Annotated in this window: 23 protein-coding genes and 1 tRNA gene; 2 read left to right on the top strand and 22 right to left on the bottom strand. The window is 47.3% G+C overall.

Going from position 1 to position 25,369, the window contains the following annotated elements:
- Positions 1 to 7 precede the first annotated feature (7 nt).
- From rplS to SPL68_RS06920, 5 genes are all read right to left on the bottom strand, one after another.
- Positions 8 to 364 (bottom strand): 50S ribosomal protein L19, encoded by a 357-nt coding sequence (gene rplS, locus SPL68_RS06940; RefSeq protein WP_465038327.1) that lies wholly within the window; start codon positions 362 to 364, stop codon positions 8 to 10.
- Between the two features lie 4 nt (positions 365 to 368).
- Positions 369 to 1,142, bottom strand: a complete 774-nt coding sequence (trmD, locus tag SPL68_RS06935) for a tRNA (guanosine(37)-N1)-methyltransferase TrmD (protein WP_323814373.1) — start codon at positions 1,140 to 1,142, stop codon at positions 369 to 371.
- A gap of 60 nt (positions 1,143 to 1,202) precedes the next feature.
- Positions 1,203 to 1,739, bottom strand: coding sequence for a ribosome maturation factor RimM (rimM, locus tag SPL68_RS06930; RefSeq protein WP_323814372.1), 537 nt, complete (start codon positions 1,737 to 1,739; stop codon positions 1,203 to 1,205).
- 32 nt (positions 1,740 to 1,771) lie between these two features.
- Positions 1,772 to 2,020 carry a 30S ribosomal protein S16 gene (gene rpsP, locus SPL68_RS06925; protein ID WP_062064010.1) on the bottom strand — a complete coding sequence of 83 codons (249 nt, stop codon included), beginning with the start codon at positions 2,018 to 2,020 and terminating at the stop codon, positions 1,772 to 1,774.
- A gap of 213 nt (positions 2,021 to 2,233) precedes the next feature.
- Positions 2,234 to 4,141, bottom strand: a complete 1,908-nt coding sequence (locus tag SPL68_RS06920) for a beta-ketoacyl synthase (RefSeq protein WP_323814371.1) — start codon at positions 4,139 to 4,141, stop codon at positions 2,234 to 2,236.
- 134 nt (positions 4,142 to 4,275) lie between these two features.
- Between SPL68_RS06920 and SPL68_RS06915 the strand changes: the two genes are divergently transcribed.
- Positions 4,276 to 5,280 carry a GlxA family transcriptional regulator gene (locus SPL68_RS06915; RefSeq protein ID WP_323814370.1) on the top strand — a complete coding sequence of 335 codons (1,005 nt, stop codon included), beginning with the start codon at positions 4,276 to 4,278 and terminating at the stop codon, positions 5,278 to 5,280.
- A 69-nt stretch (positions 5,281 to 5,349) separates the two neighbouring features.
- Here SPL68_RS06915 and SPL68_RS06910 read toward each other — a convergent pair whose 3' ends face one another.
- The gene (locus tag SPL68_RS06910) at positions 5,350 to 5,820 is read right to left on the bottom strand and encodes an Hsp20 family protein (RefSeq protein WP_323814369.1); all 471 of its coding nucleotides are present in this window, start codon (positions 5,818 to 5,820) and stop codon (positions 5,350 to 5,352) included.
- 365 nt (positions 5,821 to 6,185) lie between these two features.
- On the opposite strand from SPL68_RS06910, the gene SPL68_RS06905 reads away from it, so the two are divergent.
- Entirely contained in the window at positions 6,186 to 6,500 is a 315-nt protein-coding gene (locus SPL68_RS06905) for an HPF/RaiA family ribosome-associated protein (RefSeq protein ID WP_323814368.1), read from the top strand.
- 80 nt (positions 6,501 to 6,580) lie between these two features.
- On the opposite strand, the gene SPL68_RS06900 is transcribed toward SPL68_RS06905, so the two are convergent.
- The 16 genes from SPL68_RS06900 to SPL68_RS06825 form a co-directional block, all read right to left on the bottom strand.
- Positions 6,581 to 7,327 (bottom strand): SapC family protein, encoded by a 747-nt coding sequence (locus SPL68_RS06900; protein ID WP_323814367.1) that lies wholly within the window; start codon positions 7,325 to 7,327, stop codon positions 6,581 to 6,583.
- Positions 7,328 to 7,498: 171 nt separating this feature from the next.
- Positions 7,499 to 7,575, bottom strand: a tRNA-Pro gene (locus SPL68_RS06895).
- Positions 7,576 to 7,725: 150 nt separating this feature from the next.
- Entirely contained in the window at positions 7,726 to 8,085 is a 360-nt protein-coding gene (locus tag SPL68_RS06890) for a MerR family transcriptional regulator (RefSeq protein WP_323814366.1), read from the bottom strand.
- Entirely contained in the window at positions 8,066 to 8,374 is a 309-nt protein-coding gene (ihfA, locus tag SPL68_RS06885) for an integration host factor subunit alpha (protein ID WP_007642205.1), read from the bottom strand. The genes SPL68_RS06890 and ihfA overlap by 20 nt, the downstream gene beginning before the upstream one ends.
- 12 nt (positions 8,375 to 8,386) lie before the next feature.
- Complete coding sequence (pheT, locus tag SPL68_RS06880) at positions 8,387 to 10,756, bottom strand: phenylalanine--tRNA ligase subunit beta (protein WP_323814365.1); 2,370 nt, start codon at positions 10,754 to 10,756, stop codon at positions 8,387 to 8,389.
- Between the two features lie 15 nt (positions 10,757 to 10,771).
- Positions 10,772 to 11,785: a phenylalanine--tRNA ligase subunit alpha gene (pheS, locus tag SPL68_RS06875; RefSeq protein WP_323814364.1), complete on the bottom strand. Its 1,014-nt coding sequence runs from the start codon at positions 11,783 to 11,785 to the stop codon at positions 10,772 to 10,774.
- 148 nt (positions 11,786 to 11,933) lie between these two features.
- Entirely contained in the window at positions 11,934 to 12,293 is a 360-nt protein-coding gene (gene rplT / locus SPL68_RS06870; RefSeq protein WP_323814363.1) for a 50S ribosomal protein L20, read from the bottom strand.
- A 35-nt stretch (positions 12,294 to 12,328) separates the two neighbouring features.
- On the bottom strand, positions 12,329 to 12,526 hold the full coding sequence (gene rpmI, locus SPL68_RS06865) for a 50S ribosomal protein L35 (protein ID WP_323814362.1): 198 nt from the start codon (positions 12,524 to 12,526) through the stop codon (positions 12,329 to 12,331).
- 61 nt (positions 12,527 to 12,587) lie between these two features.
- Complete coding sequence (gene infC, locus SPL68_RS06860) at positions 12,588 to 13,136, bottom strand: translation initiation factor IF-3 (protein WP_323814950.1); 549 nt, start codon at positions 13,134 to 13,136, stop codon at positions 12,588 to 12,590.
- 73 nt (positions 13,137 to 13,209) lie between these two features.
- Positions 13,210 to 15,135 carry a threonine--tRNA ligase gene (thrS, locus tag SPL68_RS06855; RefSeq protein ID WP_323814361.1) on the bottom strand — a complete coding sequence of 642 codons (1,926 nt, stop codon included), beginning with the start codon at positions 15,133 to 15,135 and terminating at the stop codon, positions 13,210 to 13,212.
- Between the two features lie 173 nt (positions 15,136 to 15,308).
- Positions 15,309 to 16,319, bottom strand: coding sequence for a lipid A deacylase LpxR family protein (locus tag SPL68_RS06850; protein WP_323814360.1), 1,011 nt, complete (start codon positions 16,317 to 16,319; stop codon positions 15,309 to 15,311).
- Between the two features lie 142 nt (positions 16,320 to 16,461).
- Positions 16,462 to 18,963, bottom strand: coding sequence for a sulfite reductase flavoprotein subunit alpha (locus SPL68_RS06845; RefSeq protein ID WP_323814359.1), 2,502 nt, complete (start codon positions 18,961 to 18,963; stop codon positions 16,462 to 16,464).
- Positions 18,964 to 19,021: 58 nt separating this feature from the next.
- The gene (locus SPL68_RS06840; protein ID WP_323814358.1) at positions 19,022 to 20,428 is read right to left on the bottom strand and encodes an efflux transporter outer membrane subunit; all 1,407 of its coding nucleotides are present in this window, start codon (positions 20,426 to 20,428) and stop codon (positions 19,022 to 19,024) included.
- Between the two features lie 5 nt (positions 20,429 to 20,433).
- Complete coding sequence (locus SPL68_RS06835) at positions 20,434 to 22,377, bottom strand: MacB family efflux pump subunit (RefSeq protein ID WP_323814357.1); 1,944 nt, start codon at positions 22,375 to 22,377, stop codon at positions 20,434 to 20,436.
- Entirely contained in the window at positions 22,377 to 23,720 is a 1,344-nt protein-coding gene (locus SPL68_RS06830; RefSeq protein ID WP_323814356.1) for an efflux RND transporter periplasmic adaptor subunit, read from the bottom strand. The genes SPL68_RS06835 and SPL68_RS06830 overlap by 1 nt, the downstream gene beginning before the upstream one ends.
- Before the next feature lie 149 nt (positions 23,721 to 23,869).
- Positions 23,870 to 25,360, bottom strand: a complete 1,491-nt coding sequence (locus tag SPL68_RS06825; protein ID WP_323814355.1) for a sulfite reductase subunit alpha — start codon at positions 25,358 to 25,360, stop codon at positions 23,870 to 23,872.
- Between the last annotated feature and the right edge of the window lie 9 nt (positions 25,361 to 25,369).

The following is a 25,369-nucleotide window of genomic DNA, read 5'->3' as shown; positions in this document are numbered from 1 at the left end:
CTTAATCTTATACCAGCTTCTCTTTAATACGAGCAGCCTTACCAGTAAGGTCACGCAGGTAGTAAAGTTTAGCTTGACGCACATCACCACGACGCTTAAGCACAACGCTATCGATCAATGGGCTGTGAGTTTGGAAAGTACGCTCAACACCTACACCGTGAGAAATTTTGCGCACGGTGAAAGCAGAGTTCAAACCACGGTTACGAATGGCAATTACAACACCTTCGTAAGCCTGTACACGCTCGCGATCACCTTCTTTTACTTTCACGTTTACAACAACAGTGTCGCCTGGTGAAAATTCGGTGGTGCTTGCTTTCAGTTGTTCGTTTTCCAACGCCTGAATAATTGGGTTAGTCATTGATATTCTCCTAAGAGTCTATAGCTTCACAGCTAGAGTTTGTCGTATCAAGGTCACGACGATATTCCGTCAACAGCTTTTGCTGCTCCTCGGTTAAATTTATTGCTTGCAATAAATCAGGCCTTCTCAGCCACGTTCGCCCTACCGCTTGCTTTAAGCGCCAGCGCCGAATTAGTTCATGATTACCAGACATTAATACTTCTGGAACATGCATTCCTTCAAATTCTTCCGGACGGGTGTAATGGGGGCAATCCAATAAACCATCCGTAAATGAGTCCTGCTCTGCAGATTGCGCATGCCCTAAAGCACCCGGAATCAGCCGTGTTACAGCATCGATCAGCACCATTGCTGGCAACTCACCACCGCTTAACACATAGTCACCAATGGACCATTCTTCATCGATAACTGTTTGTATCAGTCGCTCATCAATACCTTCGTATCTACCAGCAACCAACACAATATTGCTATAACTCGCCAGTTCAGCAACACCGGATTGATCCAATGTTCGCCCCTGTGGCGACAGGTAAATGACTTTTGCATCATCACCCGTCCAAGTTTTAGCTGCAGCTATGGCATCGCGCAAAGGCTGAACCATCATCACCATACCCGGACCACCACCAAAGGGGCGATCATCGACAGTTGAGTGACGGTCATTAGCAAAATCACGCGGAGTGATTGTTTTCAACTCCACCAAGCCCTGCTTAATTGCACGACTTGTAATGCCAAAACCAGCAATGGCGTTAAACATGTCAGGAAAAATAGAAACAACCGCAATTTTAAGCAATTGACGATTACTCCTCTCGCCTCACAATGCCTTAACTAAAACATTGAGCATTAATAACAATTAAAACTCTGGATCCCAATCAACCAGCATTTCGCCAGCTTCCAGATCAACCCCTAACACAAACTGCTCAGGCACATAAGGAATCAATCGCTCACGCTGATCAATACTCTGTGCATCTGCAGTGACAACCAATACATCATTTGCACCAGTTTCCATCAGCTTGGAGATCATACCAAGACGCTGACGAGCACCACCGAACTGGGTAAGTACCACTAAACCTTCAAGCTGGCTCCAGTAATATTCACCACTATCCAGCTCCGGCAGCAGATCACGCTCAATTGCGATATCTGCAGCTGTGTACTGCGCAGCCAGATCGCGATCATCCACACCGACGATGTGCGCGACAAATGCATCGCCATGAGGACGAGCATCATCTATCTCAATTTTTTTGACACCATGCTTTGTTTTTAAAAACCAAGGATGGTACTCAAACAAATTTTCTTGCGGCTCGGTGTAAGAATGGACTTTCACCCAGCCTTTAACCCCATAAACAGCGGTAATTCGCCCGACGTTAACTAGATTCGATTCCGCAGACATCAGGCGCCTTTACTGTTCAGGTAGCGGAACAATTAAGCCGCTTTTTTGCTTTCTTTAACCAGTTGTTCAACGCGCTCAGACAACTGTGCACCTTGACCAACCCAGTGAGCCAAACGATCAGCATCAACACGCAGACGCTCTTCTTGACCACGAGCAACCGGATTGAAGAAACCGATACGCTCGATGAAGCGGCCATTACGGGCGCTACGGCTGTTGGTTACGGTCAGATGATAAAATGGGCGCTTTTTAGAGCCACCACGAGACAGACGAATAGTTACCATTGAGGTCTTCTTCCTGTGTTTACTTATGGGGGAAAGACATGCCTTCCCGGTTAAAAATCGACTTTCAAGTTTAAAAAATCGTAAGTCGCACAATAGCTGTACGAAAGGCGCGGCATTTTAAGGGAAAGTTTTTGCTTTGTATAGGCTAAAAAATCATTCAATTCACAGCCTCATCCCATTGCTTATGGCCTGAGGCTAGTTTTACCACTAGATCTAGTCGAACATATCTGCAAAACGATTAGTGAAGCTAAGGTCAACCGCTTGAGCAAAGCTCGGCAAAGCCAGATGATTCCGATCCACCTCAATCAATGCTTCATCAATTAACCCTTCACCGAAGTGGTAAATAGTGGCGAAGTTACCCTGAGTGGCAGCAAGATCATACGCAGTAGCGGCAGCCCGCACGGACTCACGCTTACCCTTATAATCAGCAAAAGCTGACTCGCCATAACGGCGCTGCAACATAGACTCAACCACATGGGGCGCAAAAATACTCGCCGTCGCATTATTGCCGCCAAAGCCTTTGGAGTTCAGAAAGGCCACGTCCAATGGCTGACTGCATGACTCATCTTTTGTGGAGATCTGCAGGCGATCAGCAAAAACGTCATCCGCCACTTTATCAATAGTCTTAATGCCGGGAATCAATCCATACTTGAAGATTCCGAGACTGGCGATCAACTGCTCTCCACTGGCGGCAGAGAGCGAATGCCCAACATAGGCTTTTACTGCAGAAACAGGCCAACTGGTGATGCCGAACACCTGCGCAACCTGATCAAAAATTTGCGATTCAGTCACTCTGTTTTGCGGCGTACTGGAGCCGTGCGCCTGCACCATCGAACGCTGCTGAATAGATTCCTCACCAAGAACTGCCCAAGCAGATGCTACCGCTTTGGCCATAGTGATGTAGTTACCGGGTCCCGGCGCTGAAATGGACTTCTTAAAGCCGTCCGCATTGATAAACACATCACCTACCGCGCCATGAACATCCGCACCCAGCTCGATAGCTAAAGCATCATCCATCAGCACTACATATTGGCTAGCTTCAGCCATGGTAAACCCGGCATTTTCACCAAATGGCCGACTAGTGCGACGCGGATCAGCCACATCGACACCATCAAGCTTGCTGAGTTTTTCCTCACTCGCAAGCGCACCCATGGTGGCATAGCCATCAATAATTTCCGGCACTATAGGTGCCTCAGCACAACCAACGACAGCAACGCGACACCTGCCTGTAGCTATATCATCCGCAGCAGCTTGTAGGTTGTAGAGGAAAGATGCGCAGGCCCCAGTAATAGCACCAGTCTGTCCTACACTCCCCAATATATAAGCATTCACAAAGTCAGCTGGCATGGTATTCAAACCTAGCGGGCATTGCTTTGCACTCACACGCCCACCTTTTAGACGAGACTGCAAAAGCCCGCCAAAGCCATTTTCATCCATCTGGCTCATCACGTTGCTGGCGTAAACACCAATCTGATCCGGCCTCACAGAATTCATCACCACTTGCCACTCAAGGCCCGTTGATTGGATAGCATCGGAAGCACCAATAACCGCCAATTGCAACGCGCGTGGATGGTAGCGCGAGTTATACAAATCAGCAGGATTAAACCCCTGCGGCAATTGCCCAGCAGACTTAACTGGCAATTCACGATAACTATCAAACTTCACTTCCAAGCCAGATGGCGCAGTCACCCGCACACGGTCATCATCTACAGTTTCTACCTGCCAATCTGCAGGCACAGGCTCAGGCAGGTCACGTTTGCGCATCTCGATTACCAGCGGAGCATCACCCGCACCTATAGCTGCCGACTTTTGCCAATGAGCAGCATCAACATCAAAGAAGCTTTTATCGATGCGGCGAATCAGAGTTCCGTTAAGCACCTGCTCACCGAAACGCTCCTCTATATCCGCAAGATTCAAAGAGTTACCTTCAGAATCTTGATAAGTACCCTCTATGTAGCTGACCAACCCCATCATCACTGCCAATCCGGCAAGAGTCTCTTGCCGCTCCTCAGGCTGTAGACTTTCAATCACCATACGGCGATAGGCGTGATGACCGGAACTACGACCAGCCGCATTAAATCCGCCAAAGCCAACAATCACTGGTAAACGTGCAACAGACATAAAAACTCCCAATATCGGCAAGATTAGACAACCCGGAAAGTGTATGAGCATTCCCAAGCAGCGTCATTGTCGATTCAGCCACTTTTAATGGTAAATTGGCCACCCATTATCTGAATAAGCCATTGCAGCGAAAAATGAACCCTATTTCACCTGTCCGCATCCATTTCCTGCTATGTGAACGTATGTTGGCTACTAGCAGCACCCTACCAATGGAAATGCTAATGGCTTCCGAAAGCGCAGCTCGCAGCCTGCCTTCGAACGAGCACCAACCACCACTAGACATCAAAACGATCAGCTTGACCGATTCCCCCGTTGCAACTCGCACCGGCCTTTTGTGGCAACCAGACACCATAATTGACAGAAAACCCGCTAGCGACCTGATTTATATACCCGGCCTGTGGCGCAACCCTCGCCCAGCAGTCCAAAAACATAAAGAAACACTGAACTGGCTGCGTGAGCAATACCACAATGGCGCCATTATCAGCGCAGTAGGAACCGGAGTTTGTTTTTTAGCAGAGGCGGGATTACTGGATGGCAAGGCAGCGACAACACACTGGCATTACTTTGATCAATTTCAAAAAGATTACCCTCAAATCCAACTCAAGCGGCAGTACTTCATCACCCAAGCAGGCAACCTTTACTGTGCCGCTAGCGTCAACTCACTTGCTGACTTGACTGTGCACTTTATTCATCGTTTTTTTGGCAAAGCGATTGCGAGTCACGTGGAGCGACATTTTTCTCATGAAATCCGCCAAGCTTATGACACCAGCGGTTTTTTTGAGGCCGAACAAAATCCACATCCGGATGAAGAAATAACACAAATACAAATCTGGCTGCAGGACAACTATCAACGCGATATTTTATTCCCGCAGGTGGCAAATCGTTTCAGCATGAGCGTGCGCACATTAAATCGACGCTTCAAAAATGCCCTGGGACAAACGCCCTTGGATTACCTACAGGAAATCCGCATCAATATCGCGAAAGATTTATTAAAAACCAGCAACCTTTCTATCAGCGAAGTAGCCGACAAAGTTGGCTATCAAGATACTGGCTACTTCAACGCACTTTTTAAAAAGAAATTAGCAACAACGCCCAATGCTTATCGCGAGACGGTGCGAGCAAAATTATTCAGCACTTAGTGTTGCACCAAAAAAATAACCCCGGTATCAGAGATACCGGGGTTATTTTTATCTTCAATTCACCAGCACTTATGCTGCATCAACACTAGCAGGCACAACTGTTAATTTTTCAGCTGATTGCACGCCAATTGGAATAGTGCGCGGCTTCATTGATTCAGGAATAACTCGCTGCAAATCGATATGCAACAAGCCATTTTCATAATTAGCTGATTTTACCTGAACATGATCAGCCAACTGAAAGCGCCGCTCAAAACTGCGGGCCGCAATACCTTGATGCAAATAGGTACGCTGTTGTTCATCCGCAATTTTATTAGCTGAGACCGTTAAATTATTTTGATTAACTTCGATTGTTAATTCAGATTGATCGAACCCGGCCACAGCCATAGTAATTCGATATTTATCTTCACCGGTCAATTCAATATTGTACGGCGGATAACTTGGTTGATTCTGCTCTGCACGAGAAAGGCTATCCAACAAATTAGCCATACGATCAAAACCAATTGCAGAACGATAAAGCGGAGAAAAATCAAAATTACGCATAATCAATATCCTCATTTGAGCAATATATAAATTCGACTTATCAAACTGATCAAGCCATTAGTAGATAATTATGTAACCCTCCAATGAGCAGCCACATGTAAGAGATAAGGACACCAAAAAAACATTTCAAGCAAAAATGATAAAATTTTTTTCAGCCCCCACCCAATCAGTTTTCAACCCTCCAGCCCCTTATGGCTGCCAATATCTTTAGCCCCCAAGGAAAGATCAAAATATTATTAAGCTTTTCAAACAAAAAACTTGCTATTCGATGAAAGATATCCAATATAGATAGGGAGGGTCGGGATTTTTCGCGGAACTCAACGCAAATCCCCTGCCCCATAACATAAACGTTAAGGAGCCCTACGATGAAACCTGCTGTCGATGTTGTATATCGTGATTTGGATTCTTCTGCTGCACTAAACGACATCATCACTAAGAAGCTTGAAAAGCTCAGCCGCTACACCGACCAAATAGTCCATAGCCGCGTTGTCTTAGACACCCCTCACCACCACAAACACAAAGGCAAACAGTACCGAGCATCAATTGAGCTGGATATTGTCGGCCACCCCTTGGCAATTACCCAAGATGACGAATCCATCCACGTTGCTGTACGCGATGCTTTTTCAAGTGCAGAGCGGAAAGTAAAACAACTGGCAGCCCGCCAACGTCAAACTCGTTAATTTACCCCCAAAAAGCAAAAACCCGGGATCATTACCAATCCCGGGTTTAATACACATAGCTTATAGATACGATCTATTGATTAACTCGCACCAAGCTTTGTCGATTTTTTATTAATCAGATTATTCAAATTAGCCAAAGACTGCATATGACTATAGATCAGTTCCAAGCCATCTTTTTTGAATAAATCCAATGCATCTGCATCACTTAATGCCTTCAGCTTTTCACGCTTAACAACATAAAAACCTGTCAGATTCATATTCGAGTCTTCACGACCCTTAAAGGTGATATTAGCTTGCATTGGCTCAAGCAAATTCAGCTCGTGCAAACGCTTACAAAAAACTTTGGTCATTTCGGCGCGATATTGATAATCCTTAAGGAATTCAACCACTTCTTTCAGATGCGCCGATTGCTCACCAGTTTCTTCAAACAAGCGACGACCTTTACTGCCATCCTGCACAACAGACTTGCTATCAGCATCAATACACAACGCCATGGTATCTGCGTTTTTATCGCCACCCAGTACAAACGGATAACGACGAATGAATGCAGGAATGTAGCGAGAAGTGAATTGAAAGTTCTCATCCAATGACAGGTTTTCACCTTCCTTCAAGCCCATAATAGCCAGAGGAATATACTCCCCTTCATTCGCCGTCGCAGAAAACACAATAGGAAACTCACTCGCCGCAAAAGGAATTTCAGTTGCCAACAAAGGCGAAGAAATCATATGGGATACGAATGAATAATTATCCACCTGAACCGACCAGTTGCGATGAATATCAGATGACAATGGCTGAATGTTGTCATAAATCATAAGTTGTTTTGCCACGGGAGATACCTCTATTTATTGTCTCGATCTGGGATAAAACTATGGATTAAATCAAAAATGAGGGCGCATGGTAGCACTTTCATACGCGAGTGCCACTACACAAAAAAGATCAACCTGAAGAAATTGCAGAAACGAAAAAGCCCGCATTATGCGGGCTTTTTGTATTTAAAATGGTCGGAACGGCGGGATTTGAACCCACGACCCCTACACCCCCAGTATAGTGCGCTACCTGACTGCGCTACGCTCCGACGTGCCTTGCAAATGCAAAAAAAAGTCCTGCATCGCGAAGGACGGGCATAATACCTTAATTTTTTATCAATGCAATCAGATAATTAAGAATTAACGCCACTGTTTTATAAGTAAACAATTACACCAAAGAGGGATTGTTTTTTTACGATTTATTTAATTTTTAACAGATCCAGCAAATGCTCCAAGTCATCAATCATACGACCAACTAAATGATTTAATTGATTTGAATCAGACTGGTTTGTTTCGTTTGACATCTGCAAACGCGCACCACCAATAGTAAACCCCTGATCATAAAGCAAGCTGCGGATTTGACGAATGGTTAATACATCCTGACGCTGATAATAACGACGATTACCACGGCGCTTTACGGGATTCAACTGGGGGAACTCCTGCTCCCAGTAACGCAGCACATGGGGCTTAACGGCACACAACTCACTGACTTCACCAATGGTGAAATAGCGCTTACCCGGTATTACGGGAAGTTCGTCGTTATGACTCGGTTCCAACATAAGCTTCTACTCGTGCCTTAAGTTTTTGCCCTGGACGGAAAGTAACCACACGCCGGGCACTGATAGGAATTTCTTCACCCGTCTTGGGGTTTCTGCCTGGACGCTGGCTTTTATCTCGCAATTCAAAATTGCCAAAGCCAGACAGTTTTACCTGTTCGTTGTTTTCCAAAGCATGGCGGATCTCTTCAAAAAAGAGTTCCACCAACTCTTTGGCTTCCCGTTTATTGAGTCCAAGATCCTCATAAAGTTTCTCGGCCAAATCAGCTTTGGTCAGAGCGCCGTCCGACATATTTATTATTCCCTATCTGAGGGTAGCGGAAAAATTCGCCCCCAGATACTGAACAATCGAGTCAATGGAGGCGTTGATCTCATCTTCATTAAGAGTGCGTGAAGGATGCTGAAAGGTCAACCCCATTGCAACACTTTTTCTATGTGGATCAATGCCTTTGCCCATATATACGTCAAAGATCTTTAAGTTTGTAAGGCATTCGCCAGCCTGATCTTTAACCGCAGCTAATAGCTTATCCGACGCCAGATTCCGATCCACCAAAACCGCTAAATCACGGCGAACCTCAGGGAATTTTGACAATGAGTTAAATGCCGGGATTTTCGCTTCAAGCAACGCCGATAGACGAACCTCAAATACATACACAGCTTGGGAGATATCCAAGTGCTGCAAGAGACTAGGGTGCAAAGCACCAATTACGCCCTGCCATTCACCATTGCGATAAACACCCGCTGTTTGTCCGGGGTGTAATGCCGGGTGACTATCAGCAGCAAAGCTGTATGCAACCTCATCACCTGACAGCGCCAGCAGAGATTCCAGATCTCCTTTCAGATCAAAAAAATCAACCACACCTTCAGCATTAGCCCAAGATTCTGGACTGCGACTACCGTAGATCAAACCCGCAAGCATCGGCTCTTGTTTCAAACCGCTGGCATCAGGTACAAAACGCAAACCTGATTCAAACAGACGCACACGATTTTGCTGACGATTCAGGTTGCTTCGCAAAACACTGACCAAACCCGGAATCAGGCTAGTGCGCATGGCCGCCATATCTGCACTGATTGGGTTCCGCAGGATGACCGGTTCAACCTTGGGATCAAATAATGCCGAGAGCTTAGGCTCGATAAAGCTGTAGGTAATCGCCTCTTGGTAGCCGCGCGCAATTAATTGCTTACGCAGCGCTGGCAAGCCCATCTTGGCCTCTGGATGCGGTTCGATATCCATAGGCGCAGCGAGACTACGGGTCGGCAGACGGTTATAGCCGTACACACGAGCAAGCTCTTCCAGCAAATCTGCTTCGATAGAAATATCAAAGCGGTAGCTTGGCACTGAAAAAGTCCAACCTTCCATAGTCTGGGAAATGAGCTTCAAGCCAAGGCGAGAAAGAATATCCACCACCTCGTCATCAGCCATTTCCAAACTCAGACCACTGACAATTCGAGCCTTGCGCAACGTGACTTCGCGCTCTTGTGGCAAGTGTTCGTTATTTACGTGTACTACCGGGCCGGCGTCACCACCAACAATATCCAGTAATAATTGTGTCGCACGCTCGATCGCCTCTACTTGCAAACTGTAATCCACGCCGCGCTCAAAGCGATGAGATGAATCAGTATGCAAACCATAAGAACGTGCGCGACCGGCAATTGCCAGAGGATTAAAGAATGCACTTTCAAGGAAAATATCACACGTGCTTTCAGAAACAGCGCTGGCTTTACCACCCATCACACCAGCAATTGCCAAAGCCTCTTTGTCATCGGCAATAACCATAGTGTCTGCATTAAGCTTTACCTCCTGCTCATCCAGCAGCACCAAAGATTCATCTTGCTTTGCCAAACGCACATGGATTGCACCATTCAACTTGGACAAGTCAAAAGCATGCATTGGCTGACCCAATTCAAGCAGCACGTAATTGGTCACATCCACTACCGCATCGATACTGCGCAAACCAGAGCGGACAAGTTTATCTTGCAGCCAAGTTGGGCTTGGGCGAGCAATGTCTATATTACGAATCACACGACCAACATAACGACTACAGGCATTACCTGCTTCAAGATTTACTGGAAATGTATCGGCAATGGTTGCAGGCACAGCAGAAATTGTAGGTGCTGTAACAGAGGCGCGATTTAATACCCCCACTTCGCGCGCAATACCTTTAACGCTTAAACAGTCGCTGCGATTTGGCGTTAAGTCCACTTCAATCAACTTGTCATCCAAGTTGAGATAATCGCGCAGGTTTGCACCTACAGGCGCATCCGCAGGCAACTCCCACACACCGGAGTCATCATCACCTGCTTTTAATTCGGTTTGGCCACAGAGCATACCGAAGGATTCAACACCGCGCAGTTTGGCTTTTTTAATATCAAACTCAGGCAGTTTTGCACCAATGGTTGCAAAAGGAATTTTGATACCGACACGCGCATTAGGCGCGCCACAAACCACTTGCGACAAACCCTCAAGGCCTGCCACTTGGCAGACACGCAACTTGTCGGCATCGGGATGCTGTTCGCAACCAACAATTTCACCAACGATTACACCGCTGAAATCGCCAGCAACAGATTCAACCGCATCAACTTCCAAACCCGCCATAGTGAGCTGGGCAACCAACTCATCGGTGTCAACTTGCGGATTTACCCACTCGCGCAACCAGGATTCACTGATTTTCATAATTTATTCGTTCCGTTAAAACTGTTTTAAGAAGCGCAGATCGTTTTCAAAAAACAGCCGCAAATCATTTACGCCGTAGCGCAACATGGCAAGGCGCTCTACACCCATGCCGAACGCAAAACCGGTATAGGTTTCCGGATCAACTCCACTGGATTTAAACACCTCTGGGTGCACCATGCCGCAACCACCCACTTCGAGCCAGCCAGTGTTTTTACACATACGGCAGCCTTTACCGCGGCACTGTGTACATTGAATATCCATTTCAGCCGAAGGCTCGGTAAACGGGAAATAAGAGGGACGGAAACGCACAGGCACATCAGCCTCAAAAAATGCTTTGAGGAACTGATCCATGGTGCCTTTTAAGTCGGCAAAGCTGATGTCTTTATCTACAACCAAGCCTTCAACCTGATGGAACATCGGTGAGTGAGTCACATCGGAATCACAGCGATACACACGCCCCGGACAAATTACGCGAATCGGCGGTTCTTTGTTTTCCATAGTACGCACTTGTACTGGCGATGTATGTGTGCGCAGTACGTGAGTGTCATCAACGTAGAAAGTGTCGTGCATCGCGCGCGCAGGGTGATGAGAGGGAATATTCAGCGCTTCAAAGTTATGGTAGTCGTCCTCAATCTCCGGGCCGACTTCAACGCTGTAACCAACAGCGGCAAAAATTTCTTCTATGCGCTGTAAGGTGCGAGTAACAGGGTGCAAACCGCCGGTGTGCTGACCCCGCCCCGGCAAAGTCACATCAATCACTTCATTAGCAAGTTTTGCATCAATCGCTGCTTGCTCGAGCGACTGTTTGCGCAGATTCAATGCTTCTTGCACTGCATCTTTCGCTTTATTAATTTCTGCACCTGCTGCTGGACGCTCTTCTGGAGATAATTTCCCTAACGTTTTCATCAGCGCAGTGATGCTGCCGTTTTTGCCCAGATAATCCACGCGTACCGAATCCAGCACAGCCAGGTCTTGAGCTTCGTTAACTAATTTGAGCGCTTCTTGCGTAAGCGCAGCGAGATTTTCCATCTGCTTTTCCAATAAAAATTCGTTATCAATCAAAGTGATTTACGGGCAACACGACAAATCTTTCGCATAAAAAAAGGGGAAGAACAAAGCTCTTCCCCTTTTCATCGCGTTCACAAAAAACCCTTGCGGGTTTCCGGTTGTTGGACGATTAAGCAGCCAGAGCTGATTTAGCCTTCGCAACAACAGCAGCAAATGCTGCTTTATCGTATACAGCCAAGTCAGCCAGTACACGACGGTCGAGAACGATGCTCGCCTTTTTCAAGCCAGCAATCAATTGGCTATAGGACAAGCCTTCAGCGCGAGATTGGGCATTGATACGAGTGATCCACAGAGCGCGGAAATTACGCTTTTTAACGCGACGATCGCGGTAAGCATATTGACCGGCTTTGATAACCGCTTGTTTAGCAACACGGAATACGCGTGAACGTGCACCGTAGTAACCTTTAGCAGCTTTTAAAACTTTCTTGTGACGACGACGCGCCTCTACACCACGCTTAACACGGGCCATAATTCAATCCTCTACAAAATTCTCAAAAAGCGCTATTAGATAGCGCGGAACATGCGTTTTACGCGTGGTACATCGGCTGCATCAACGATGCTGGTGCCGCGCAGTTGGCGCTTACGCTTGGTGGTCATTTTGGTCAGGATATGGCTTTTGTTAGCGTGCTTGAACTTGAAGCCCGCGCCAGTCTTTTTGAAGCGCTTGGATGCGCCACTGTGTACTTTAGCTTTGGTTGCCATGTGATAAAACTCCACACATTTAGGTAAATAATATAAATAATCAAGGCAGCTAAAAGCCCGACTATTTCCTCTTTTTGGGAGCGAGCACCATGGTGAGCTGCTTACCTTCCATTTTGGCAGCCTGCTCTACGGTGCCCATCTCAGCCAGGTCGGTCTCGATGCGCTGCATCATTTCCATCCCCAACTCCTGATGGGCAAGCTCGCGGCCACGGAACTTTAACGTCACCTTGGCCTTATCCCCATGCTCAAGGAAGCGGATCAAGGCTTTCAATTTCACCTGATAATCTGCTTCCTCCGTCCCTGGGCGAAACTTCATTTCTTTAATTTGCTGCTGCTTTTGTTTCTTTTTAGCAGCAGCTTTGGTCTTTTTGATCTCAAACAGATGCTTACCGTAATCCATAATCTTACAGACTATGGGATCGCTATCAGCAACGATCTCTACCAAATCCAGGGTTGCGGCTTGAGCCTGAGCCAAAGCTTCCGTTAAGGGAACAATACCAACCTGCTCACCTTCTGCGTTGATTAAACGAACCTGTTTGGCTTCGATCTGATCGTTGATCCGCGCCTTTTTAGAATTGCCTTTGGCTGCGGGGGCGTTATCTCGTTTGATAGTTGTATCTCCAAATAATTAAAAGGAACGAATCTTTCTCACTTTTTCGGCATATGAGTAAAAATACTCACTTTCAGGCAGAAATATTTCTACCTCGACGCGCTATATCGGCGGTCAAGTGCTCGATGAAAGCTTCCAGAGTCATTACACCCAAATCTTGTCCGTCTCGTGTGCGAACTGCAAGTGATTGATTTTCAACCTCTTTATCGCCAACGACAAGCAGGTAGGGAACCCGCTGAATTGTGTGCTCGCGGATTTTAAAGCCGATCTTCTCATTTCTCAAGTCGGGAATTACACGAACACCCTTCTCGCGCAAGGTTTTTTCGACTAATTTGACGTAATCGGCTTGGCTATCGGTGATATTCATGATCGCCACTTGAGCCGGTGCCAACCAGGTTGGGAAGGAACCTTCATAGTGTTCAATCAGGATTCCAAGGAAGCGCTCGAAGGAGCCGAGAATCGCGCGATGGAGCATAACCGGACGTTTGCGCACGTTATCATCCGCCACATATTCCGCATCCAAACGCTCAGGCAATACATAATCCAGCTGGATAGTACCGCACTGCCAAGAGCGACCAAGCGCATCTTTAATTTGGTATTCGATCTTGGGACCGTAGAAAGCACCCTCACCCGGCAACTCTTCCCACTCAAGACCGGCCGCACGCAAGGCAGTGCGCAAGCCCTCTTCTGCCTTATTCCAAGTTTCCAAGGTTCCAGCATATTTTTCAGGGCGCAGCGACAACTTCACGGCGATATCGGTAAAGCCGAAGTCGTCATACACAGACTTGAGCATTTGGTTAAAGGAAGATACTTCCTCAATCACCATATCGTCAGTACAGAAGATATGCGCATCATCCTGCACAAAACCGCGCACGCGCATAATGCCGTGCAATGCACCTGAAGCCTCATTACGATGACAAGAACCAAACTCAGCCAGACGCAACGGCAAGTCTTTATGTGAGCGCAGGCCGTGATTAAAAATCTGGATGTGGCCCGGGCAGTTCATCGGCTTCACCGCAAAGTCGCGCTTTTCCGACTCGGTGGTAAACATGTTGTCGCGATAGTTTTCCCAGTGACCGGATTTCTCCCACAGGGTGCGATCCATAATCAGCGGGGTTTTTACCTCTTGGTAACCCCACTCATTTTGTACATTACGCATGTACTGCTCGATTTGTTGCCACAGAGTCCAGCCTTTTGGATGCCAGAACACCATACCCGGTGCTTCATCCTGCAGGTGGAACAGGTCAAATTTCTTCGCCAACTTGCGGTGATCGCGCTTGGCCGCCTCTTCGAGCAGATTCAAATAGGCCTTTAATTGCTTGGCATCCGCAAAAGCAGTGCCGTAGATACGCTGCAACATTTTGTTGTTGGAGTCGCCGCGCCAGTAGGCACCAGAGACGCGCATCAGTTTAAAGTTCAGGCAGAAACGCATATTAGGTACGTGCGGACCGCGGCACATATCCACGTATTCTTCATGATGATAAAGACCCGGAGTCGCGTCTTTTGGTACATCGCGATCCAGAATTTCCAGCTTGTAAGTCTCGCCGCGCGCAGTGAAAACGTCATAGGCTTCTTGCCAAGTCGCTTTCTTTTTCACTACGTCGTATTCGGTTTTGGCCAATTCCAGCATACGCGCTTCGAGACGAGCGATATCCTCGTCAGTCAACTTCTGCTCAAGGTCGATATCGTAATAGAAGCCGTTGTCGATGGTTGGGCCAATGGCCATTTTCACATCGGGGAACAACTGCTTGATCGCATGGCCGAGCAAGTGTGCACAGGAGTGGCGGATAATTTCCAAACCGTCTTCATCTTTCGGGGTGAAAATCACCAGATCTGCATCTTCGGTGATCAGGTCATGAGCATCTACGCGCACGCCATTCACACGGCCTCCGAGTGTTGCCTTAGCCAAACCAGCACCAATAGAAGCAGCAACTTCATAGACAGAAACAGGATTTTCGAAAGGACGCTTGGAACCGTCGGGAAGAGTAATTACAGGCATGATAAACCTCAGTCAGTGGTGACCCCTACGAAAGGTCACATGATAAAAAAGCGGAAATCGCAAATAAAAAACCCGCACCTACGAATGTGCGGGCTGGGGAGTATAGGTGACTTGGCGAACCCGAGGCAACCTTGGAAAAATGACAATCTAGATACAACAATTATCTATTCGATCTATATTTGCCACGCCAAAGTGATAGCGCCGAAGTTTTTTCGCGCAGTTTGACTTTTGTTTGGCTCAGTATCTGATTGATAGGACAGACACACGCTGACGCTTTCCCATGCATAGGTAAAACCTGCCATTAAAGAATATTGATAATGTTCAAGCTTATTTGAAGCACTTGTTTCAAATTCATTTGCATCAACAAGAATTTGGTTGTGCACGTAATTACCAGTACCACCTAAGTAGACATACCACCCCTCCGAAACCGCAATAGGTGTACTTACCCTACTCCCTAGAAAGCTCATCGTTGAATAGCTGCGCGCGAGACCACTTCCCGCACGCAGATACAATCCAGCACCAACAAGAGATTCAATATTTCCGACAGCTAGATCTCCCAAAAGCACCGCATCATAAGGGCTCGAATCCGTCGAGGAAAAACGCCAGATGGCCGTGCGCTGCAATTGCCAGACGAATTTGTCATCCAACTGATAATCCCAGCCTTTTGGCTGATCAGACCCCACTAATTTATGTACTGATTTTTGCACCTCTTCAGCCCCGGAAGACGGTCCCACAACGCCAACTAAAGTTGCAACGTGATCAGCAAAATCATCCTTAACTACCACATAGGATGAACGCAAAAACAATAAGCCTGCATAGGGTGCATCATCAGGATCGGGAACTTCTTTTGTAATATCTTCAGGCGTCACCATCGCCTGCCCAATCGAATGCACTTTATAGGCATAAGTCGGAGCGTCATCCAGCATCCATGCCAAGGGCAATGTCAGTAGTGGCGCAGAAATATGCTCAGCGCCCGGCTCATTGCGCTGCACCCATGAAAAATAAATACCGTTGGTGTAACCACCGCCATCTTTACCGGCAACTATGTCGTTATCCCAACTTACCGCTATGTAATCAAGCTCGGCAGCGACATGCGGACTCCCAGTCATCGCACCACCCAAAAATAAAAAAAACACAAACAAACCAATTTTCCGACTTAAACATGCTGTCGCACTAGATCTCATCCCAAGCTCCGTTTAATGACAACTCTCTTGCTATGCCAACGCCATGTGCCGCTAACACAGCCCAATTCATTGCACTTTTGATGCCAGTAAACAATAAAAAAGCCCTCGAAGTGAGGGCTTTTTGTCATCAATTGCGTATAAATCAGTAAATATCTCTTCGATATCGATTGGTATCTATCAACTGCTGCAGCTCTGCTTCTCCAAGAGTATCAAGCAACACTTGCTGCACGCCTGCTCCCATCGATAAGCTACCGCAGACATAAATAACCGCACCCCGATCAAGCCATTCGCCAATTTGCTGTTGCTTGGTGCGTAATAGATCCTGCACATAGCCCTCACCATCGCGCGAATAGACTTCGTCAAACTCAGAGAGAAAACCAGAAATTTTCCATGCTTCCAATTCACTGGCAAATAAACGATCTTTACTGCGTTGGCGCTCACCAAAAATTAACCAATTTTGTTGTACATCTTTCAAATAGCGCTCATGTAAATGTGCACGCAAACCAGCGATACCTGTACCAGCGCCAATCAAAATCATTGGACGCGGATCTTGTGGCGCATGGAAGGAGGGGTTGGAGCGGATGCGTGCCAACACCTCACCGCCCTCTTCTGCCGATGAAGTTAACCAACCAGACCCCAAACCCAGCTCGCCTCGTTCATTAAAGGCTTGACGCACCACCAAATCCAATTGTCCGTCAGTTGTTAGCGACGCAATTGAATATTCACGATGCGGCAATTCAATATTATTGTGCGGTTTTATTTCCAGAATATCGCCCGCCTGCCAATGGGTATTACCCGGTTTTGATGGCTGCAAAGTCACACGATACACAGGCGCTCCTTGGCTTCCATCATTTAATAGCTCACGCTTTTGCAACGTCCAATTTTCATATTCCGGTGCAGACCACGCAGTCACATTGGCAACGCCACTTAAGTCGGAGATTTTTTGTTGCCATTGGTGGATTGAGTGCTCATTGCCATTATCGACATCAATACGAGCAAACATTGGGGTTGCTCCATTGGCTGATAGCCACTGCTCTATTTGCGCAGCGAATGCACAATAATCGCTATAGCGTTTATCACCTAAACCTAAAATAGCGAATTGCAGCTGGCTCAATGAAAATGATGATTTTAATAATTTTTTAGCGAAACCGCGTGCAGTATCTGGTGCTTCACCTTCACCGAAAGTGGACGCCAAAAACAAAATTTTCTTGGCCGACTCAAGCGTTACTTGATCCAAAGCCGAAATATTTTTAACACTTGCTTTAATACCACCTGATTGCAAAATCGTTGCAGTATTCCATGCAAGTTGTTCGGCAGTTCCCGTCTGGCTTGCATAGACAATCCAGTAATCTGCATCAGTATGTGCAGCACTAACACCAGCTGCAGCGTTTTTACTATTGCGCTTTTTTTTGCGGCGATCCAAATACAGCAAAAACCCAGTGACAGTAAATAACGGCATCAACAACGAAGCGAGCATATTGATGATCAAACCGGGAGTACCAAACCATTCACCGGTATGCAGCTCATAAATCCCCTGCATGATGCGTTTACCAAGAGGCTCTAGCGGCCTGTAGGGTTGATCATTAACAACCTCGCCCGTGCCAGCATCGATACTCATAGCACTGCGCTGACGATCATTGGTCGCATCTGGCGTTACATAATTAATCATCACCGGTTCTTTTGCTGAACGGGGAATAGTCACACTTGCAAATTTAAAATTATTTTCTGCTTTAACGGCAAAACTATTCCACGCGTTATCAACACTAACGACAACATTATGTTCTTGATGCATTTCTCCTTCGCGATTCATTCGACCATCGCCACCTGAACGAGCATCCCCACCTACACGTCCTTCTCGCCCTTCACGATTACCCATAGCGCGACCTTCACGCCCGTTCTGCCCCGCAGCACCTTGCCCACCGCCGGGTCCACCAAAACTGCGCCGCTCTTGTACTGGCTCACCAGTTAGCACTATTGATGCACCATTTTTAAACCAGCTATATGACCAAGTCAGCCCCGTTAATGCCATGAGTAAATACATAAGAATTACCCAGGTACCTATGACTGAGTGAAGCGCCCAATAAAAATTGCGCCCCTTTAAACTGAAATCAATACGGAACCAATTGCGCCAATTGAGCGCGCGGCGTGGCCAGCGCAAATACAAACCTGATAATGCAAAAAACACCAAGGAAAATGCACAAAAACCGGTAATGTGCCGGCCGATATTAAGACCGCCTTGCTCTGATGGAATTAATAACCAGCGATGCAATGAGCGCACTGTGCGAAAAAACTGTTCGCCAGTAACTTTCCCCAGTAATTCGCCAGTGTAAGGATTGATGTAAATGCTTTCGCCACGGCGCTCACCCGGCGGCGGTGCAAGACGAAGCAAAGCGCTGCGATCTGCTTCAGGCCAAAGGGTAATTTGCTCTACGCGAGCATCGGAACCTTGGGCATGAAAACGTTCGGCTATCGCATCTGGCGTTAAGCGCTCACCAGTAACTTCGACATGAATAATGGAAGGACTAATCGCCTCCATAATCTGCCGCTCAAAACTCATCATGCCGCCAGTAATACCCACAACCGCCAATACAACACCAGCCGTAATTCCCAAAAACCAGTGAACCTGAAATAACACGTTTCTCACAGCATCCCCCAAGCAAAAAAAATGCGCCGAAAACGGCGCATTGGTTATTTAAATAGAATTAATTATTGGCTAAAACCCAGCCGCCACCCAGTGCTTTATATAAATCCACCGCCGCTTCTAAACGAGCTTGCCGCTGCTGCACCAGTGAATCCTGAGCTTGAAACAAACTGCGCTGAACGACTAACAACTCAAGCAAGTCATCGCTGCCTGCGCGATAACGCGCTTCGGTTAAACGCATACTCAGCTCTGCTTGAGTCAAAATCTCTTGCAGATTCAATTCCTGCTTGCGTGAAGTGTCTGTTGTTGCGATTGCGGTATCCACCTCTTGTAATGCCACCAAAATCGCTTTGTGATATTGCAACAACATTTCTTCACGGCGAGATTCACTCAATCTTTTTTGATTCAATACTCGTCCGCCGTTAAACACGGTTTGCGCAAGAGATAAAGACCAGCCAGCAGTTTGGGTTGCCGGGTTTAAACTAAACAACTCACTCGCTGACTCACCAAGATTCGCCCCCAAACTAATTCCCGGTAGCAGCGCAGCACGCGCTTGTACAATATCGGCATTGGCCGCGATTAGACTTGCCTCGCTTGCTGCCAAATCAGGACGACGAGTCACTAAATCCGCAGGTGTACCCGGAGCAATTTCAGGCACAGCAACGTCCAGTAATCTTGCTTCAGCCAATTCAAATTCCTGCGGAGTTTTACCCAGCAAAATGGCCAGCGCAGTTCGAGTTTGGCGCGCTTGTAATTCCAAAGGTAACAGCGATGCCTGCTGCGTGAGTAGATTGGTTTTTTGTTGGGCGACCTCACCAGCAGTAGCAGCGCCATTGCGATAACGAGCATCAACGACTTTTTGTACGCGCTCTGCAATTTCAATATTTTTTCGCGTAGTGGCAATCCGCTCTTGCAACGCTAGCCATTGAAACCAACCGCCTGCGATTGCAGCCTTGATACTCAATAAAGCGGCATCCTGATCAAAGCGTGTTGCATCGTATCCGGCCTGTGCCGACTTGCGCCCCGCAGCAACACCGCCCCACAAATCGACTTCATAGCTCACGTTCAATGAAGCACTGGTTGAACCACTGGTTGTCGCAGATGCACCGGATGCTTTAGTGCGCCGCTCACCACTGGATGCCGATGCATTCAGCGATGGAAACAAAGTCGCGTTAGCAATATTCATCTGCAGTTCTGCCTGACGCACACGCTCTGCCGAGATAAGCACATCAACACTTTGTTGATCGGCCAGTTGCATCATTTCGTTGAGCGCAGGCGATTGAAATGCGTGCCACCAATTAGCATCTATTTCACTAGCAGCAGTAGCAGCGCTGGAATCTTTCGCTGCGCCTACTTGATAAGTATCGGCATAATTAATTTTCGGGCGCTCGGCCTCGTCAGTTGTAATACACGCCGATAACATCAGCGACAAAAAAAACACTGAACAACTTTTATAGGGCACTAACATGAATATTACTCCGCCGCCAATGCAGCAACAGGATCAAGGTTGGCTGCTTTACGCGCAGGCAAGAAGCCAAACAATAAACCAGTTAAAAACGCACAACTAAATGCCATGAAAACAGGGGTTAACGAGTAGGCGATGGGAGTTCCAAGACTGCCAATTAGCATTGCCGTAGCCAAACCCAATACCACACCGACGATTCCCCCCAAAGCAGACACCACCAGCGCTTCAATTAAAAATTGCTGCATGATATTGCGAGTGCGTGCACCGGTTGCCATGCGAATACCAATTTCGCGGGTACGTTCGGTTACGCTAACCAACATAATATTCATCACGCCTATTCCGCCTACCAAGAGCGAAATAGCTGCAATAGAACCCAGCAAAATAGTCATAGTATTTTGAGTTTCAGACACCATATTGATGAGCGATGACATACTGCGAATTTGGAAATCTTCTGTCCCGTGTCGCTCCATCATCAACGCATGCACACGGGTTTGTACCTCCTCCATGTTTTTTTCATCATCGACCGAAATGGTAATGTTGCGCAGGAAACGTTGGCCAATAACACGCAAGCTTCCCGCATTAAAAGGCACAAATACTTTGTCATCCTGATCTTGCCCACCCGGATCTGCGCCCCGCTCGGCCATCACACCAATCACTTGAAACAGTACGTTATTCACGATAATAAATTCGCCCAGCGGATTTTTATCGGCAAACAATTTAGTGGCGACTGTTTTACCGAGCACCACCACTGTTGCGTAATTTTGATCGTCTTCTTCAGTAAAAAAAGTTCCCTGTGCAACATCCCACTTGCGCGCCAAGGGAAATTTGGCAGCTGTCGCAGTAACTTCGGTAGTGTGATCAACATTGCCGTAGCGCAAGGTAAAACTACCGTTCATCTCAGGTAGCGCTGCTGCTATGTGTGGCAAACCGGCGATAGCGGTTACATCTTCCGGCACCAACGTAACTGAATCCCAACGGAAGCGTTGCGTTGGACCGCCCGGCCGCACCAATAGCAAATTACTGCCCATAGAGCTGATGCTATCAACTACCGATTTTTTAGCACCATCACCAATTGCCATAAGACTAATAACGGAAGCAACACCAATCACAATCCCTAAAAGGGTTAACACTGTGCGAAATACATTGCTATAGAGCGAGCGAAAAGCGGTTTTCATCGCCTCAAACATTTCGGTTCCCAGCGATGATTCGCCGCGCAAAAAATGCTCTTCGCGCGGTGGATTGGACGGTTTCTGTGGCCCGGCATCAGCAATAATATCGCCATCGCGAATCTCAATTAAACGCTGTGCGTGATGTGCGACTTCCGCATCGTGCGTAATTAAAATTATCGTGTGCCCTTGCGCAGATAGCTCTTTAAGCAAGCGCATAACTTCTTTGCCGCTGTGGCTATCAAGCGCACCTGTTGGCTCGTCGGCAAGAATAATTTGCCCACCATTCATAAGCGCACGTGCAATCGATACACGTTGCTGCTGTCCACCAGACAATTGATTCGGGCGATGATGTAAACGCTCACCTAATCCGAGTGATGTCAATAATTCGGTTGAACGCGCGCGACGCGCCTCTGGAGTCAAACCAGAATAAGTCGCCGGCATCTCGACGTTTTCGCTGGCCGTTGCTCCACCTAATAAGTTGTAGCTTTGGAATACAAAACCAAAGGCTTCGCGGCGCAGCTGCGCAAGGCCATCTGTATCCAGATCTGCGACACTTTTTCCGTTGAAAAAATAATCGCCCGTGGTTGCCCGATCAAGACAACCGAGGATATTCATCAGCGTCGATTTACCCGACCCCGACTGCCCCATGATCGCAACAAATTCGCCGGGATAGATTTCCAAATCAATTCCGTGCAATACCTCGGTTTCAATTTCACCGTTACGAAAAGTTTTAGTAACGCCAGATAATTTAATCAGCGGTTGAATGGTATTTGCATCGCTCATTAGCGTCTACCCATTCCCATACCTGGGCCCATGCCCATACCACCGGATGCAGCTTTAGCTTGAGTTGGGCGCGAGCTACCACTCACCACCATTTCACCTTCTTTTAAGCCTTCAATGATTTCTGCTTGAACGCGATTGGTAACACCAACCATCACTTTGCGCTCTTCTATTTTTCCGTTTTCACTCATGACTTTAACCAGTGCAGGGCGAGCTCCCGACGCTGCACCATCGCGATTGGCATTCATATTTTCGCGGCGCAGCTTCCACTCAGCACGCTGCTCATCTGTAGGTGGCTGCCTGTTGGCAGCGCCTTCTGGACGCTCTCCATTCGGTCGCTCGCCTTGCGGGCGCGCACCACGTGGTGGGGTAAAAGTGATGGCCGACATAGGCACCAGCAATACATCTTTTGCTTGGGATTCAATAAAAAATACTTGTGTACTCATTTGCGTCATTAACACGCGGGACTCGTTGGGGACTTCAAACAACGCGTTATACAAAATCACATTGTTGAGCACTTCTGGTGTCGGTTGGATGCGATCCAATTTGCTGTACCAACGGCGACCTTGACTGCCAAGCGTGGTGAAATACACCGGCATTTCTTTGCGCAGTTTGCCTATGTCAGCTTCTGATACTTGGGTTTGTACCGTCATGGTAGAAAGATCAGCGATGCGCATGACGGTTGGCGCCATCTGATTGGTGTTCAGGGTTTGTCCTTGACGCGAAGTGATCGACACCACAGTGCCATCGATAGGGGCATAAATTTTTGCGTAATTCAGGTTAGCGGCTTCAACGCGTAAAGTGGAGTCAATTTGCTGGATTTGTGCTTGCAATGAATTCAGTTGCGCACGCGCCGATTTCAATGAGGCTTCGGCTGTTTCTACTGACTCGGTAGTGGTTGCATCTTCATTCAAAAGATTTTTTTGACGCTTGTAATTAATTTCAGCCAAGCTTAACTGAGCCTCACGGTCCAGCAGCTGGGCTTTTTGGTTGGCAAGTTGCGCACGAGTTGCATCTACTTTTGCGGCATACACTGTTGCATCAATTTCCGCCAACAAATCACCGGCTTTCACTTCGCTGCCAACATCGACATGAAGTTTTTCGAGCTGACCTGAAACCTGCGCGCCCACATCTACATAATCCTGCGGCTGCAAAGTACCTGTTGCGGTTACCAGATTTTCAATATCGCCACGTGTAACCGGCTCGGTGGCATACACAACTTCATCTGTATTGCTTGAAAACAATGCACGCCACAGTATGGCAATTAACACCACTATCAAAACCAACAGGGTAATAACACCCAGTCGGGAGCGGAAAAAAGTGTGATTCAAAAAAGCCAGATTCATAGTGTTATACCGTCAATCCATCCATCAACAAGCACCAGAAAACCGATGCACTTAAGTGGCGGCGAGTATAACCCAAGCACTGTGGAGATTTAGGGAAAAGCGGAGGGAATTAACAGTTGTTGCACAATCGTGCACAGGCTGCACAGGAATTAATAAACATCACGACAGTAACGCTGCGTATCTGCCATTTCTTCCAACTTATCTGCACCCAAAATTTGATCGAGCGCATCATCGACCGCCTGTGCCATACCATGCAAACTACCGCACACAAGAATCGCTGCGCCATCATCGACCCAGCGGCGAATTTCCTCTGCATTGGGTAGCAATAAATCTTGCACATAACGCGGCGCACCGGTTTGTGCATCGCGCGAGAATATTTTATTGACGCGCTCTAATCGACCCGACTGCTGCCAGCGGTGAACATCTGCACTAAAAAAATCATCGGACAACTCACTTCGCTCACCAAAAAATAACCATTGCCTTGCATTGGCACGTTCCGGGTTTGCAATATGCGCGCGCAAACCAGCGATCCCTGTACCATTTCCAATTAAGATGAGCGGACATAAGTTTTTAGGCGCGTGAAAATGCGGGCTAGTGCGAATGCGCAAGCGGATAGATTGATTCACACCGGCATAGTGCGTTAACCAACCGGAACCCAAACCTAACTGGTTATTGGAATCGCGCACTTGGCGCACTAACAAATCCAATGAACCTTCACTGGGAACTGAAGCAATGGAATATTCACGATGCGGCAACTCGGAGAGTGACTCAAGCAATGCATGATCATCATGCTGATTGAGTTCGGCGAGTTTTTCGTTGCTTATCGATAAGTTGCGCGTGACTAATAATTCCGGTGCGATTGGTCGCCCGAGGCGCTGCAAAAAATTATCGATTGCGGTGCGGGAGTTACAAGGGCCAATTTCAACAACATCACCGGCTTGCCACAAATCAGACGTAATGTTGCCCTGCATGGGTTGTAATTGAATATGAAATGCGGGAGCACCAACGCCGTTAGGATTAACACACTCGCGCGCGACAATCCCCCACTTCTCATAGGTCGGTTTACTCCAATCGCTGAAATGCGTATTGCCGGAAATCTGGCCTAAATAATATTGCCAATGGCGCAGTGCGCTTTCATCAAGACGATCTACTTCAATTACATCCGCCATAAAATGCGCGCCGCGCTCATGCAACGCATGATGCAGCTGATGTGCGTATCCACAAAAATAGGCGTAGTTGGAATCACCCAACCCAAGAATTAATACTTGTTGATGCTGTAATTTATTAGCATCAAGACCACGTAATGTGCGAACGATAAAACGGTTGCCATTATCGGGCGCCTCACCTTCGCCATAAGTACTGGCAATCAATAGCAGCTTAGAAACTTGCGTGAGTGTTTCAGATTCGATTTGATTGAGCGGCAATATTTTTACCGACTTCCCTGCCTGCTCTAACTGCTGTGCAGTTTGCTGAGCAATGCGCATAGCATTACCGGTTTGGCTGGCGTAGCCGATTAAAATATCTATTTCATTATTAGTAGAGGATAAAACTCCGCTCTGCTGGCGTTGGTGTCGTCGCCAACACCACCAGCAGAACAGGATATAACCAACAATTAAAATGCTTGCAGCAAATAAACGCACAAATGCCCT

The sequence above is a fragment of the Cellvibrio chitinivorans genome (assembly GCF_035117775.1).
Lineage (GTDB): Bacteria > Pseudomonadota > Gammaproteobacteria > Pseudomonadales > Cellvibrionaceae > Cellvibrio > Cellvibrio chitinivorans.
The sequence above is the reverse complement of the archived record's forward strand: the minus strand, read 5'-3'. Positions and strand labels throughout refer to the sequence as shown.